13 protein-coding genes and 1 tRNA gene are annotated in these 14,863 nt (G+C 69.5%); 6 read left to right on the top strand and 8 right to left on the bottom strand.

What is annotated here, in order from left to right:
- Positions 1-55: 55 nt before the first annotated feature.
- Positions 56-1,240 carry a 4-hydroxybenzoate 3-monooxygenase gene (locus OG226_RS29730; protein WP_329350555.1) on the bottom strand — a complete coding sequence of 395 codons (1,185 nt, stop codon included), beginning with the start codon at positions 1,238-1,240 and terminating at the stop codon, positions 56-58.
- A gap of 228 nt (positions 1,241-1,468) precedes the next feature.
- A tRNA-Leu gene (locus tag OG226_RS29725) sits at positions 1,469-1,555 on the bottom strand.
- Between the two features lie 450 nt (positions 1,556-2,005).
- On the opposite strand from OG226_RS29725, the gene OG226_RS29720 reads away from it, so the two are divergent.
- Entirely contained in the window at positions 2,006-2,776 is a 771-nt protein-coding gene (locus tag OG226_RS29720) for an ABC transporter ATP-binding protein (RefSeq protein ID WP_328682782.1), read from the top strand.
- Between the two features lie 850 nt (positions 2,777-3,626).
- Positions 3,627-6,155 carry an ABC transporter permease gene (locus OG226_RS29715; protein ID WP_328682780.1) on the top strand — a complete coding sequence of 843 codons (2,529 nt, stop codon included), beginning with the start codon at positions 3,627-3,629 and terminating at the stop codon, positions 6,153-6,155.
- A 67-nt stretch (positions 6,156-6,222) separates the two neighbouring features.
- Here OG226_RS29715 and OG226_RS29710 read toward each other — a convergent pair whose 3' ends face one another.
- Both OG226_RS29710 and OG226_RS29705 read right to left on the bottom strand, forming a co-directional pair.
- Positions 6,223-7,515, bottom strand: a complete 1,293-nt coding sequence (locus tag OG226_RS29710; protein ID WP_329350554.1) for a cyclopropane-fatty-acyl-phospholipid synthase family protein — start codon at positions 7,513-7,515, stop codon at positions 6,223-6,225.
- Positions 7,516-7,772: 257 nt separating this feature from the next.
- On the bottom strand, positions 7,773-9,173 hold the full coding sequence (locus OG226_RS29705) for an NAD(P)/FAD-dependent oxidoreductase (protein WP_328682777.1): 1,401 nt from the start codon (positions 9,171-9,173) through the stop codon (positions 7,773-7,775).
- Positions 9,174-9,675: 502 nt separating this feature from the next.
- Between OG226_RS29705 and OG226_RS29700 the strand changes: the two genes are divergently transcribed.
- Both OG226_RS29700 and OG226_RS29695 read left to right on the top strand, forming a co-directional pair.
- Positions 9,676-10,425 carry a class I SAM-dependent methyltransferase gene (locus OG226_RS29700; RefSeq protein ID WP_329350553.1) on the top strand — a complete coding sequence of 250 codons (750 nt, stop codon included), beginning with the start codon at positions 9,676-9,678 and terminating at the stop codon, positions 10,423-10,425.
- Positions 10,426-10,697: 272 nt separating this feature from the next.
- Entirely contained in the window at positions 10,698-11,753 is a 1,056-nt protein-coding gene (locus OG226_RS29695) for a zinc-binding dehydrogenase (protein WP_329350552.1), read from the top strand.
- Here the strand turns inward: OG226_RS29695 and OG226_RS29690 are convergent.
- Complete coding sequence (locus OG226_RS29690) at positions 11,750-12,034, bottom strand: hypothetical protein (RefSeq protein WP_329350551.1); 285 nt, start codon at positions 12,032-12,034, stop codon at positions 11,750-11,752. The genes OG226_RS29695 and OG226_RS29690 overlap by 4 nt on opposite strands.
- Positions 12,035-12,168: 134 nt before the next feature.
- On the opposite strand from OG226_RS29690, the gene OG226_RS29685 reads away from it, so the two are divergent.
- A complete protein-coding gene (locus OG226_RS29685; RefSeq protein ID WP_328682769.1) occupies positions 12,169-12,441 on the top strand; it encodes a type II toxin-antitoxin system Phd/YefM family antitoxin in 273 nt (90 codons plus the stop codon).
- On the top strand, positions 12,438-12,707 hold the full coding sequence (locus OG226_RS29680) for a type II toxin-antitoxin system RelE family toxin (protein WP_328682766.1): 270 nt from the start codon (positions 12,438-12,440) through the stop codon (positions 12,705-12,707). Before OG226_RS29685 ends, OG226_RS29680 begins: the two co-directional genes overlap by 4 nt.
- A 72-nt stretch (positions 12,708-12,779) precedes the next feature.
- Here OG226_RS29680 and OG226_RS29675 read toward each other — a convergent pair whose 3' ends face one another.
- Genes OG226_RS29675 through OG226_RS29665 form a run of 3 tightly spaced genes read right to left on the bottom strand, consistent with a single transcriptional unit; the run spans position 12,780 to position 14,790 of the window.
- Positions 12,780-13,730 (bottom strand): Ppx/GppA phosphatase family protein, encoded by a 951-nt coding sequence (locus OG226_RS29675; RefSeq protein WP_328682764.1) that lies wholly within the window; start codon positions 13,728-13,730, stop codon positions 12,780-12,782.
- Positions 13,727-14,257 carry a DUF501 domain-containing protein gene (locus OG226_RS29670; RefSeq protein WP_328682762.1) on the bottom strand — a complete coding sequence of 177 codons (531 nt, stop codon included), beginning with the start codon at positions 14,255-14,257 and terminating at the stop codon, positions 13,727-13,729. Before OG226_RS29670 ends, OG226_RS29675 begins: the two co-directional genes overlap by 4 nt.
- Positions 14,258-14,313: 56 nt before the next feature.
- Positions 14,314-14,790 (bottom strand): FtsB family cell division protein, encoded by a 477-nt coding sequence (locus OG226_RS29665; protein WP_328682759.1) that lies wholly within the window; start codon positions 14,788-14,790, stop codon positions 14,314-14,316.
- Between the last annotated feature and the right edge of the window lie 73 nt (positions 14,791-14,863).

Below are 14,863 nucleotides of genomic sequence, written 5' to 3'. Positions count from 1 at the left end.
ATCGCACGCCGTGCGAACACTGGTACCAAGCCGTGACGCCCCCCTTGGAGCCCTCTTATCCCTGCTCCTCGAAAGGGAACCCGGTGTACGCCTCGGCAAGATCCGTCTCGGCCGCCCGCGAGGTCGCGATCCGCTCCAGCCTGGCCAGTTGGAGCCGCCCTTCGAAGGCCGTCGCGTCGGGCGCGCGGTGCAGGAGGCTCGTCATGTCGTAGGAGAACCGCTCCGCCTGCCACACCCGCCGCAGACAGGTGGCGGAGTACCCGTCGAGCCGCTCCTCGCTCCCCGTCTCCTTCTTGTACGTCAGCGCCCTCGCGAAGGTGACGACGTCACCGACGGCGAGGTTGAGCCCCTTGGCACCGGTCGGCGGCACGATGTGCGCGGCGTCACCGGCGAGGAAGAGCCGCCCGTACCGCATGGGCTCATGGACGTACGACCGCATGGGGGTGACGGACTTCTGGGTGATGGGGCCGCGCTCCAGCCGCCACCCGTCCTCGGTCTCGAACCGTCGCTCCAGTTCGCTCCAGATGTCGTCGTCGCCCCACTTCTCGGCGTCCGCGCCCTCCTCCACCTGGAGGTAGAGACGGGAGACGGACGGGGAGCGCATGGAGAGGAGGGCGAAGCCGCGCTCGTGGCGGGCGTAGACCAGCTCGTCGTGGGAGGGCGCGACGTCGGCGAGAATGCCGAGCCAGGCGTAGGGGTACGACCGTTCGAAGACGCGGACGAGTTCGGCGGGGACGGCGTTGCGGGCGACGCCCCAGAAGCCGTCGCACCCGACGACGTAGTCGCAGTCGAGGACGTCCTCGCGGCCTTGGTGCCGGAAGCGGACGCGGGGGTGGTCGGTGTCGGCCCCCTCCACCTCCAGCGCCTCCGCCTCGAACAACAGCGGTCCGCCGTCGGCGAGTTGAAGGGCGATCAGGTCCTTGCACACCTCGGTCTGCGCGTAGACGGTGACGCTACGGCCGCCGGTGAGGGCCGGGAAGTCGACGCGGTGCCGCTTCCGGTCGAACCGCAGCTCGATCCCGTCGTGCCGCAGCCCCTCCCGGTCCATCCGCCCACCGGCCCCGGCCGCCCGCAGCACGTCGACCGTGCCCTGCTCCAGGATCCCGGCCCGCTGCCGGTGCTCGACGTACTCCCGGTCCCGGCTCTCCAGCACGACCGAGTCGATCCCGGCGTTGTGCAGCAGCCGGGCGAGGAGGAGCCCGGCGGGGCCGGCTCCGATGATGCCGACGGTGGTACGCATCGGACGTTCCCTTCGGGGGTGAGCCGTTCGGTGGCGGTCGTTCCTGTTTGATCGCTTGCTCTGACCTGATCGATGTTCGCCTGGTGAAGTTCTCTTCACCTCATCGGTACGACTCAAGTCTCCGACCGCACGGGTCACCTGTCAACGGTCGGGAAGGGGGTGGCGACGGCCACCGAGGGGACACCGAGGCAACACACCGTTGCCATGCGTCATGCCGAGTAACTGCGATGGTGCCCGGAGCCGGACTTGAACCGGCACGCCCGCGAAGGGGCAGCGAGGTTTAAGCTCGCCGTGTCTGCATTCCACCATCCGGGCAGGCCGTGGGCTCCGCATCGAGGTCACGAGCCTATCGGGGCGCGCGTCCCCAACAGCGGGCAGGCGGACCGATGTTGTCTTATTTTATTGATGTCTGAGGGTGCATCAGACCACTGAATGCGCCATCAGCACTTGCCAACAGCCTTGCGTGCGATCTGGGGCCTCGTATGCGGAATGACGGAATTTCACCGCCCGAACGAGGGTGCTCCACCGGTTCTTGACGTGATCGCCGGCAGAGGCGGGCCCAGGGGCGGACTCGGGGACCGTCCCGGCGGCTGTCTCAGGGGCCGTCTCGGGGGTGGTCCTCATCCCCAGGTATGACAGCGCTGAGCGCAGTCCGACTGAAGGCTGCCCCCGGAACCGGAACAGCGGCTGACTACACGGCGCGATGGGGCGGAGAGGATGGGTGGCGTATCCAGCAATACCGTCGTCCCGACAGGAGCGCCCTCCGTGACCACCACCCCCATCGCCGACCGGACCACCTCCGTGGCCGCGCGTGCCACGGATCTTTCCAAGATCTACGGACAGGGCGAGACCCAGGTGGTCGCCCTCGACCGGGTCTCCATCGCCTTCCGGCAGGCGGAGTTCACCGCGATCATGGGTCCCTCGGGGTCCGGCAAGTCCACGCTGATGCACTGCGTGGCCGGCCTGGACACCTTCTCGTCCGGTTCCGTGCGCATCGGTGACACCGAGCTGGGCTCCCTGAAGGACAAGCAGCTCACGAAGTTGCGCCGGGACAAGATCGGTTTCATCTTCCAGGCGTTCAACCTGCTGCCGACACTGACGGCCCTGGAGAACATCACGCTCCCCATGGACATCGCGGGCCGCAAGCCGGACAAGCAGTGGCTGGACTCGGTGATCACGATGATCGGCCTCGCCGACCGGCTGAAGCACCGGCCGTCCGAGCTCTCCGGCGGCCAGCAGCAACGCGTCGCCGTGGCAAGGGCGTTGGCCTCCCGCCCCGACATCATCTTCGGCGACGAGCCGACCGGAAACCTCGACTCGCGCTCCGGCGCCGAGGTGCTGGGCTTCCTCCGCAACTCCGTACGGGAGTTGGGCCAGACGGTGGTCATGGTCACCCACGACCCGGTCGCGGCGGCGTACGCGGACCGGGTGGTCTTCCTCGCGGACGGCCGCATCGTCGACGAGGTCTACGAGCCGACGGCGGACTCGGTACTGGACCGCATGAAGCAGTTCGACGCGAAGGTCCGCACCAGCTGACGTTCCATCAGCAGGGCGCCCGACTGACCCGGCGATCCCGTTGACGGTCCCTCAACTCGCGCGGCGGGCACACAGGTTAGCCACTAAGACACCTGCCCCCCACCTTCACCACCCCGGCCTCCGGCTTCACCACCGAGGCTTCGACTCCACTGCCCGGGACCTCGAACCCATCGCCCGGCCCTCAACTCCGCCGCCCCAGACCCGACTTCGCCACCCCGGCCCTCGACTCCGCCGCCGGGACACACGACCTCACCGCCCCGGCCACCTGACTTCGCATCCGCAGCAACCAACTCCACCACCCTGGCCACAAGGTCAAAACCCCCGCCTCCAGCTTCACCACCGGGGCTTCGACTCCACTGCCCGGGGCCCCGACTCCATCGCCCGGCCTTCAACTCCGCTGCCCCAGACCCGACTTCGCCACCCCGGCCCTCGACTCCGCCACCCCGGCCCTCGACTTCACCGCCGGAACACACGACCTCACCGCCCGGACAACTGACTTCGCATCCGCAGCAACCAACTCCACCACCCTCGCCACAAGGTCAAAACCCCCGCCTCCAGCTTCACCACCGGGGCTTCGACTCCGCCGCCCGGGACCTCGACTCCATCGCCCGGCCCTCAACTCCGCCGCCCCAGACCCGACTCCGCCACCCCGGCCGCAAGGTCAAAACCCCCGCACCCGGCTTCACCGCCGGGGCGCCCGACCTCGCTGCCCCGGCAACTGGCTTCGCAGCCCCAGCGCCCAGCTCCACCGCCCCGGCCGCGATGTCAAAGCCCGGCCCCCGACCTCACCGCCCCGGTACCCATCCCCACCGCCCGGCCAGCCCCTCGTAGACCTGGACTGAGACAACCCATGTTCCGTACCGCCTTGCGCAACGTACTCGCGCACAAGGCCCGGCTCCTCATGACCGTGCTCGCCGTGATGCTCGGCGTCGCGTTCGTGTCGGGGACCCTGGTCTTCACCAACACCATCTCGAACGCGTTCCAGAACAGCTCGGCCAAGGGCTTCGACCAGGTCGACGTGGCCGTGGAGGCCAAGTACCAGGACGACAAGGGCGACACGGTCGGCAAGACGCCCGAGCTGACCCAGGCCATGCTCGACACCAGCGCCAAGGTGCCGGGGGCCGCGTCCGCGACCGGGGTCGTCAACGGCTTCACCGCCATCGCCGACAAGAAGGGCAAGCTCATCGGCGGCGGCTTCCAGTCCGAGGGCGGGAACTACTGGGGTGGCAAGGACGCCCGTTATCCCCTCACCTCCGGTGCCGCACCGCACGGTTCCGACCAGGTCGCCATCGACTCCGAGACCGCCAAGCGTGCCGGGTACAAGGTCGGCGACACCGTGCGCATCTCGGTCGACGGCCCGGTGCTGACCCCGAAGATCACCGGCATCTTCACCACCGACGACGGCAACGTCGCCGCCGGCGGCAGCCTCGCCCTCTTCGACACCGCGACCGCGCAGAAGTTGTTCGGCAAGGCGGGGACGTACGACGAGATCGATGTGAAGGCCGCGGCCGGTACCAGTCAGGCCGCGTTGAAGACGCAGTTGGACAGCGCCCTGCCGAAGGGCCTCACCGAGACCACCACCGCCAAGAAGCTCGCCGACGACCAGGCCGAGACGATCGCCTCGTCGATGAGCGGGCTGAAGTCGGGGCTGCTGGTCTTCGCCGGCATCGCGCTCTTCGTCGGCACGTTCATCATCGCCAACACCTTCACCATGCTGGTCGCCCAACGCACCAAGGAACTGGCCCTGTTGCGCGCCGTGGGCGCCTCGCGCCGGCAGGTCACGCGGTCGGTGCTCCTTGAGGCGTTCGTGGTCGGCGCGATCGCCGCGGTGGCCGGTCTGCTCGCCGGTATCGGCATCGGCGCCGGACTGCGCGCCCTGATGGGCACGATCGGCGCGACCGTCCCGGACGGCCCGCTGGTCATCACCTCGAACACGGTGCTGAGCGCCCTCGCGGTCGGCATCCTCATCACCATGCTCGCCGCCTGGCTGCCCGGCCGCCGGGCCGCGAAGATCCCGCCGGTCGCCGCGATGAGCAGCCTGCACGCGACGGCCACCACCAAGTCCCTGGTCCTGCGCAACACGCTGGGCGCGCTGTTCTCCGGCGCGGGCGTCGCCGTCGTCATCGCGGCCACCACGATGAGCGGTTCGGACGGCCAGGCGCCCATGGGCGTCGGCGCCGTACTCCTCATCATCGGTGTGTTCATCCTGACCCCGCTGCTGTCCCGCCCGCTGATCGCGGCCTCCGCCCCGGTGCTGCGGATCTTCGGGATCTCCGGCAAGCTGGCCCGCCAGAACTCGGTGCGCAACCCGCGCCGTACGGCCGCCACCGCGTCGGCGCTGATGATCGGCCTCACCCTCATCACCGGCATGACGGTGATGGCGGGCAGCCTCCAGCAGGCGATCGACAAGATGGCCTCGTCCGCGATCAGCGCCGACTACATCGTGTCGATGGCGAACGGCAACTCGCTCTCCCCGGACGTCGACAAGACCCTCACCACCACCTCCGGCATCACCGCCACCAGCCCGCTGCGCAACGCCCCCTCGCGCATCGACGGCGAGTCCGAATTCCTGACGGGCGTCAACGGCTCCGCCATCGGCAAGCTCACCGACCTCAAGGTCGACAGCGGCACCTTCAAGGTCGCCGGCACGCAGGTCGTCGTGGACGACGACACGGCCAAGTCCTATGGCTGGAAGGCCGGTTCGACCTTCACCACGCACTACGAGGACGGTAAGGCGCAGCGACTCACCGTCTCCGCGGTCTACGAGGGCAACGCGCTGATCCGCGGCATCATGCTCGACAACGCGACGCTCGCCCCGCACCAGACCGACCCGGCCGACATGCAGATCCTGGTCAAGACCGCCGACGGGGCGTCGAGTTCGACGAAGGACCGGCTGGAGAAGGCCCTCGGCTCCAACCCGGCCGTCAAGGTCCAGGACAAGAAGGACCTCTCCGACAGCATCGCGCAGGTCTTCACCCTGATTCTCAACATGGTCTACGGCCTGCTCGCGATGGCGGTGATCGTCGCGGTCCTCGGGGTCATCAACACCCTGGCCATGTCGGTCTTCGAGCGCTCGCAGGAGATCGGGATGCTGCGCGCGATCGGCCTCGACCGCAAGGGCATCAAGCGGATGGTCCGGCTGGAGTCCCTGGTGATCTCGCTCTTCGGCGGGGTGCTCGGCATCGGTCTCGGCGTGTTCTTCGGCTGGGCGGCCGGCGAGCTGATCGGCTCGAAGATGGCGACGTACGAACTGGTCGTCCCCTGGGCCCGGATGGCGCTCTTCCTGCTCCTCGCCGGCACGGTCGGTGTCCTGGCGGCCCTGTGGCCGGCCCGGCGCGCGGCCAGGCTGAACATGCTGTCGGCCATCAAGTCCGAGTAGCGGTACATGAGTTGGGGCCCCGTTCCGGTGCGGAACGGGGCCCCTTACTGTTCTCTCCCGCGCGTGCTCAGTTCCAGGTGCGGGCGCGCAACGGCATTCCGGAATCACCTGGTTCGGGGGTCCGGACGGCCAACACCTGGTTGACCCCTATGCGGTTGCGCTCGAAGCCGAGCACGGAGGCCGCCATGTAGAGGCGCCACACGCGGGCCCGCCTGGCGCCGACGATCCCGACCGCGCGCCGCCACTCGGACTCCAGGTTGGCGACCCAGCGGCGCAGGGTGAGCGCGTAGTGCTCGCGGATCGCCTCGACGTCCCGCACCTCGAACCCGGCACTCTCCAGCTGGGTCACGGTGGTGCCGATGGGGGCGAGTTCACCGTCGGGGAAGACGTACGCGTCGATGAACTCGTCGATGTCGTACGCCGATTCGTCCTGCCACGGGCGGCGGGCGATCTGGTGGTTGAGCAGCCGCCCGCCCGGTCTGAGCAGTGCGAAGAGGTCCCTGGCGTACTCCAGGTACCGCTCGCTGCCCACGTGTTCGGCCATACCGACGGAGGAGATGGCGTCGTAGGGCCCGTCGGTGACGTCACGGTAGTCCTGCACGCGGATCTCGACCTTGTCGGTGACTCCCTCCTCGGCAACGCGCTTACGGGCGTAGGCCGCCTGTTCCTGCGAGAGGGTCACGCCGACGACGCTCACGCCGTACTCGCGGGCCGCGTGGATCGCCATCGAACCCCAGCCGCAGCCGACGTCGAGGAGTCGCTGCCCCGGCGTCAACTCCAGCTTGCGGCAGATGAGTTCGAGCTTGTCGCGCTGCGCGTCCTCCAAGCTGCCGTCCGGGGAGTCCCAGTAGGCGCACGAGTAGACCATGGACGGGCCGAGGACGATCTCGTAGAAGTCGTTGCCGACGTCGTAGTGGTGGCTGATGGCGCGTTTGTCGGTGCGTTTGGTGTGGAGGTGGGCCCGGCTGCGGCGGACCTCCTCCGGGGGCGGGGCGGGCGGCAGCGGGAGCCCGCCGAGCTTGACCAGCCCGCGGACGGCGGACCGTACCTCGGGGTCGCGCAGGGCCTGGGTGAGGGTGCGGGCGTCGTCGCCGCGCTCCCACACGAGGGCGGACATCCGGTCGAGCCCGGCGTACAGGTCGCCCTCGATGTCCAGGTCGCCGGCGACCCAGGCGCGTGCCATGCCCAGTTCGCCGGGCTTCCACAGGAGTCGGCGCAGGGCGCGGCGATTGCGTACGACCAAGGTCGGCGCATCGGGCGGCCCTGCCTCGGAACCGTCCCAGGCGCGGATGCGCACCGGAATGGGGGTTCCCAGTAGCTGTTCGAAGAGGGATTTGAGCCGCAGCGCGGCATCAGCCATGGCGCACACCTCCGTGACGCGGATCCCGGAATTGTCCATCACTACGTAAACACCGGCCAGGCCCGATCGCAGTCCTGCTTGAGCGTTACGAGTAGGCAAAATAGATGTAGCGACCATGAAGGTGACGCGTGCGGCACGCCGAAGGGGCCGCCCGCACCACGGATGGCGGACGGCCCCTTCGGGCGTAACAGGGACTACGGGTATTACAGGGACTACGGGTACTACGGGTACTACGGGTCAGCGGCGACCGGAGGCGGTCAGGATGCCTTGGCCTTCGCTTCCGTCTTGCCCGCAGCGGGCTCGGCGGCCGCGGCGGGTGCCGGTGCCGGCTTGGCGGCCTCGTAGAACTCCTCGCGGGGGTTCTCCATGGCGCCGAGCGACACGACCTCGCGCTTGAGGAACATCGCGAGCGTCCAGTCGGCGAAGACGCGGATCTTGCGGTTCCAGGTCGGCATGGCCAGACCGTGGTAGCCGCGGTGCATGTACCAGGCGAGACGGCCCTTGACCTTGATCTTCACCTTGCCCATGACGATCATCGCGACGCCCTTGTGCAGGCCGAGACCGGCGACCGCACCCTTGTTGGCGTGCGAGTACTCCTTCTGCGGGAAGCCCCGCAGACCGGAGATCACGTTGTCGCCGAGGACCTTCGCCTGGCGCAGCGCGTGCTGGGCGTTCGGCGGGCACCAGGCGTTCTCGACGCCGGCCTTGCGGGAGGCGATGTCGGGCACCTGGGCGTTGTCGCCGGCGGCCCAGACGTAGTCGGTGCCGGTGACCTGGAGGGTCGGCTGGGCGTCGACGTGACCGCGCGGGCCGAGCGGGAGGCCGAAGCGGGAGAGCACGGGGTTCGGCTTGACGCCGGCCGTCCACACGATCGTGTTGGAGTCGACCTCAAGGCCGTTCTTCAGCACGACGTGGCCGTCGACGCAGGAGTCCATCGAGGTCGAGAGGTAGATCTCGATCCCGCGGCTCTCCAGGTGCTCCTTGCCGTAGAGGCCGAGCTTGGGGCCGACCTCCGGGAGGATCTTGTCGGCGGCGTCGACGAGGACGAAGCGCATGTCCTCGCGGGAGACGTTGTTGTAGTACTTGGCCGCGTCCCGGGCCATGTCCTCGACCTCACCGATGGTCTCCGCACCGGCGAAACCGCCGCCGACGAAGACGAAGGTGAGCGCCTTGCGGCGGATCTCCTCGTCGGTGGTGGAGTCGGCCTTGTCGAGCTGCTCAAGGACGTGGTTGCGCAGACCGATGGACTCCTCGATGCCCTTCATGCCGATGCCCTGCTCGGCGAGGCCGGGGATCGGGAAGGTGCGGGAGACCGCGCCCATCGCGATGACCAGGTAGTCGAAAGGCAGCTCGTACGCCTCGCCCACGAGGGGGGCGATCGTGGCGACCTTGCGGTCCTGGTCGATGGTGGTGACCCGGCCGGTGAGGACCTCCGCCTTCGGCAGCACGCGTCGCAGCGGGACGACGACGTGCCGAGGGGAGATGCTGCCGGCGGCGGCTTCGGGGAGGAAGGGCTGGTAGGTCATGTACGACCGGGGGTCGACGACCGTGACGGTCGCCTCGCCGTAGCGCATCTTCTTGAGAATGCGCCGAGCTGCGTACAGGCCTACGTACCCACCGCCTACTACGAGGATCCTGGGACGCTCCGTGGTGCTCATGGCATCGAGTATCCACCTGCCCCAGGGGGGTCGCTCGTGCGCCCCTTCACAAGCATCGGTGGGGGGTGTGTTATCCTCCGCGACTTGCATGATCCAAGTCACTCCGCGGGCGGGGAACCACGGGTCGGTTCGCCCCGTTGTCAAGGCCGCGTGAGCTGCCGCTCTACCCCTTCGGCCCTCCTGGACCACACCTCCACGACACCCTCCCGAAACTCCCCCGAATCACTCCCGCATCACCCCTCCGAACACGCTCCCAGCCCCGCCGGGACCCCGGAAGGGCCAACCGGGCCAGTCTCGTCGTCCCACAGGACAGAATTCCTTGTGAAGAACTTCACGAACTTTCTTACGGACGCGTTCCGGAGGGGGTCCGCGAGCGCCCCCGCAACCGCTCATACGTTATATGGGCTGCTCAGGAGTTTAATACCGGCCGGTAACAATTCGGGGTCACAAGGGTCGGCACAGCGGCTTCTCCGCACACCCTGCTCTCCCCATACTCAGAAGCATGGCCGTCTACGACACGCTCGGCACGACGTACGCCAGAACCCGGCGCCCGGACCCCCGCATCGCCGCGCGGATCCACGCGGCCCTCGGGGACGCCGAGGACGTGATCAACGTGGGCGCGGGCCCCGGCTCCTACGAACCCGCGTCACCGCGCACGCTCCTCGCCGTGGAACCCAGCCGGACCATGCTCGCCCAGCGCCCGCCCGGTTCCGCACCCGCCGTGTGCGCGGTCGCCGAACACCTCCCGCTGCGCGACGACGCGGCCGACGCCGTCATGGCACTGCTGACCGTCCACCACTGGACCGACCTCGCGGCGGGCCTCTCCGAACTCCGCCGGGTCGCCCGCCGCCGCGTCGTCGTCCTGACCTGGGACCAGCGGGTCTTCCGCGAACGCTTCTGGCTCGTCCGCGACTACCTCCCCCAGGCCGCCGCCTACGACGACACCCGCGCCGTCCCGACCGAACGGCTGGCCGCGCTGCTCGGCGGGGCACGGCTGGAGACCGTCCCGGTCCCGCACGACTGCACGGACGGTTTCGGCGCGGCGTACTGGCGCCGCCCGCACGCCTACCTCGACCCCGAGGTACCCACCAACATCTCCATGCTCGCCCAAACGGGCGACAACACCCTCGCCCCCGGCCTGACAGCACTCGCCGACGACCTCACGACAGGCCGCCGGCACACCCGGTACACCGACCTGCTCACCCGCGACACCCTCGACGCCGGCTACCGGCTCCTGGTGGCCGACCTCTGACCCCGAGGTACCCACCGACATCTCCATGCTCACCCAGCCCGGACCGACACCCTCACCCCGACCTGACAACACTCGCCGACAACCTCACAACAGACCGCCGGCACACCCGACACACCGACCTGCTCACCCGCGACACCCTCGACGCCGGCCACCGGCTCCTGGTCGCGGACCTCTGAGCCGCGCGTACATCAACTGACCTACATGTGCGCCAACGGCCGTGGATCCGGGGCGAGTCGGGAATGAAGCCGATGCGGCCGCACGTTGGCAGGCCCATGACGTCCTCGCCGAGCACCATGCGCGCCGTCCAGCTCTCCGGCCCCGGCCCCGTGGAGAACCTGCGGCTGACCACGCTTCCGCTGCCGCCCGAGCGGGACGGGTGGGTGCGTATCCGGGTCGAGGCGTTCGGGGTCAACCGGTCCGAGTTGAAGCTGCGGTTGGGGGTGAGCGAGGGTGTCGGCTTTCCCCGGGTGCCGGGCATCGAGGCCACCGGCACGGTCGACGTGGCGCCGCCCGGCAGTGGGCTGACTCCCGGGCAGAAGGTCGTCGCGATGATGGGGGACATGGGGCGGACCTACGACGGCGGGTACGCCGAGTACACGTCGGTGCCGCTGGCCCAGGTGATCCCCGTCGAGACCGAACTGCCCTGGGAAGTCCTGGGCGCGCTACCGGAGATGGTGCAGACGGCCTACGGCTCGCTCACCGTCGGCCTGGATCTACGACCCGGCCAGACCGTGCTGATCCGGGGCGGCACGTCCTCGGTGGGATTGGCGGCAGCGGCGCTGGCGACCTGGCGCGGGGCGACGGTGCTGTCCACGACCCGCCGCCCCGATCGCCTGGCTCTGCTGAAGGAGCGGGGCGTCGACCACCCTCTCCTCGACACCGGCGAAGTAGCGCCCGCCGTACGGGAGTTGTACCCGTCCGGCGTCGACGCCGCCCTCGACCTCGTCGGCACCCCGACCCTCCCCGACACCCTGCGCGCGGTACGCGTCCACGGCACGGCCTGCTTCGGCGGCAGCCTCTCCAACCAGTGGACGGTGCGGGACTTCTCCCCGAACGAGTACCTGCCGAGGGGAGTTCGCCTCGCGGGCTACTTCGGCGACGCGTCCGACCTGTCCCCGACGGTCTTCCAGGAGATCCTCGACGCGGTCGCCACCGGCCAACTCGCCTTCCCTGTCGACCGGGTGTACGACGGGCTGGAGCAAGTGGCCCAGGCCCACGGCGACATGGAGCACGATCGGGCCACGGGGAAGCTGGTGGTGCGCGTCCGGCACCGGCACGGCGGCCTCGGACTCGATGCCGGGAGCGCGCCCGCGTCCGCCCCTGCCTAGCGAGTGGAGACGAGGGCGATCAGGGCGATGAACAGCCCGAGGATTCCGGCTGTCTCGGCAGCCACCGTCAGCGTCGGACGCCGCCCCGCGTCACCGGCCGGTGAAGATGCGGAAGGGGTACGACCCCCTTGGTCGCGTGTCTGCGGGACGCGCGGAAGAACGGTCGGTCCGGTCCCGGCCTGACGTCGCGCCTGGGCACGTCGACTACTGGAACGGACCAATGCCCAGATCAGCAACCCGATCAGGACGACGATCACGATGTCGAACGGCACCACTGCCATCACCGCCACCCCCCGACGAACACGTTCCGCCCTCCGACCACAGGTCACCCCGGCCATGGCCCTGAGCCCGTCGCCTCAGCCGCCCTGCGCGCCCGCTTCGACCACGTGTACACACAAGCGCGTACACTGACGTCATGACCGAGGAGACCGTGACCATACGGGAAGCCCGCGCCCATCTCGCGGAGCGCATCAACCTGGCCGAGGAAGGCACCCCGACGGTCATCACCCGCAACGGCACCCCGGTAGCCGCCGTGGTACCGATCGCGGACTTCGAAGCCCTGGAAGAGGCGGCCGACGTCATGTTGGCCCGAGAGGCCGAAGCGGTCCTGGCCGAGAACGGCCCCACCGTGACCATGGCCGAGCTGCTGGCAGATCTGTTCACCGAGCACGGTGAAGGCGCCGCGTGAAGTACGCGTTCCGGTTCACCACGGCGGCGCAGCGGCAGCTTGGGGACATCGCTCGGCTCGACGCCATGCGCATCCTGACCGCCCTGACCGCGCTCGGCGACGACCCGTACCGTGAGGGTGCCGACGTCAAGAAACTCACCGGCACATCGGGGCTCTACCGGCTCCGGGTCGGCAACCACCGGGTCGCCTACCAGGTGAACGACGGTGAACTCGTCATCCTCGTCGTCAAGGTGGGCAACCGGCGGGACATCTACCGCAGCCCGTGAGGCACGCGGGTCCTAGCGGGCCCGCGCACCTTGAACCGCCGACTCCACCGAGAACCGCTGCTTACCGCATCATCACGACGTGAGTGCCGTATGGAACGCGATCCCGTCCAGGATGTCGTGCTCGCTCACCACGACCTCCGTCGCTCCGACCCGCTCCATGATCGCGAGCAGGACGAGGGAACCCGCTCCGATGACGTCGACGCGGCCCGGGTGCATCGAGGGGATGGCGGCGCGTTCGGCGTGGGTGGAGCGGAGGAGGGACTCCGTGATCTCGCGGACGCGGTCGTAGGAGACGCGGGAGTGGTGGATGGCGTCCGTGTCGTACTCGGGAAGGTTCTGGGCGATCGCCGAGACCGTGGTGACCGAGCCGGCCAGGCCGACCAGGGTGCGGGCCTCGCGGAGCGGGACCGTCTGTTCGGCGAGGTCGAGGGCCGCCTCGATGTCGGCGCGCATCGCCGTGATCTGGTCCGGGGTGGGCGGGTCGGTGACCTTGCCGTCGCGGACCAGGTGACGCTCGGTCATGCGGACGCAGCCGATGTTCACGGAACGGGCGGCCCGGACGGCGTCGTCGCCGACCACGAACTCCGTCGAGCCGCCGCCGATGTCCACGACCAGGTAGGGCTTCGCGAGGTCGTCGCGGCCGGTGAGTTCCTTCGTCGCGCCGGTGAAGGAGAGTTCCGCCTCCTCGTCGCCGGTGATGACCTCCGGTTCGACGCCGAGGATGTCCACGACCCCGCGGACGAAGTCGTCGCGGTTCGAGGCGTCGCGGGAGGCCGACGTGGCGACGAAGCGGAGGCGTTCGGCGCCGAGTTCCTTGATGACCGCCGCGTAGTCGCGGCAGGCCGCGAAGGTCCGCTCCAACGCCTCGGGGGCCAGCCGGCCGGTCCTGTCCACGCCCTGGCCGAGCCGCACGATCGTCATCCGCCGGTCCAGGTCGACGAGTTGACCCGTCGCGGGGTCCACGTCGGCGACGAGGAGGCGGATCGAGTTCGTACCGCAGTCGACGGCGGCGACACGGGTCACTTCTCGTCCTCCTTCGGCACCGTCACGCACGGCCCCTTGGCCCACCACTCCGGCAGCATGGCGATCGCCTCGTCGCCGAGCGGGTTGACGCCCGGGCCCGCGGCCAGGGAGTGGCCCACCAGGACGTGCAGGCACTTCACGCGGTCCGGCATGCCGCCCGCGCTCGGGAAGCCCTCCAGGACCTCGATGGCGTCGCGGCGCGCGACGTAGTCCTCGTGCGCGGCACGGTACGCGGCGGCGAGTTCGGGATCGGACTCCAGCCTCGCCGTCATCTCCTTCATCACGCCGTTCGCCTCAAGGGTGCCGATCGCCGAAGCCGCGCGCGGGCACGTGAGGTAGTACGTCGTCGGGAAGGGGGTGCCGTCGGGGAGGCGGGGGGCCGTCTCCACCACGTCCGGCTGTCCGCACGGGCAACGGTGCGCGATCGCGCGCAGCCCGCGCGGCGGACGCCCGAGCTGCTGCTTGAAGGCCTCGACGTCCGCGTCGGTGGGCTCGGTGCGCGGAGTGGACGGCGGGGGCTTTTCCATGCCTGTACGAAAGTCTCTCTGTCAGTTCAATTCGGTTCGGCGACTGGGCAGTTCAGTCACCGGTCGGAGGCGTCGGACTTGTCCACGCCGTCCCAGACGTTCGAGTACCACGGGCGGTCGGCCGCCCCCAGTTCCGCGCGCGACTGCTTCGCCGCGTCCGGGTCGATCACGATGTAGCCCGTCTCCCCGGGCATCACGTAGTGCAGCCGCTGCCGGATCTGCTGCTCCGCGTACGAGTCGTCCTGCCAGCGCGCCTTGAGGTCGCGGAGCTGCTCGACGCGCTGCCGCGCCTGCGCCTGCTGCCGCTCCAGGTCGGAGATCTCGGCGCGCTGGGAGACGTACTGCCTTATCGGGTACGCCAGCGCCACGATGAGCGAGCACAGCACCAGGGCGAGGAGGGCCGCCCGGCCGGTGAGCCGGGAGCGGCGGGCCTGCCGCTTGGTCTGGGAGCGGTAGACACGGGCCGCCGTCTGCTCGCCGAGCAGCTTGAGCCTGGTCGCGGTGGAGAACCGGTCCCGGTCCTTCACGGCCATGTCCCGCCTCCCCTTCACACGTGCGTACGTCCCCGCACACGGTACGGGACCGGGTGCGAGGACGTACGTGCGA

The sequence above is a fragment of the Streptomyces sp. NBC_01261 genome, from assembly GCF_036226385.1.
Classification (GTDB): Bacteria; Actinomycetota; Actinomycetes; order Streptomycetales; family Streptomycetaceae; genus Streptomyces.
This window is presented reverse-complemented; position numbering and strand designations above follow the sequence as displayed.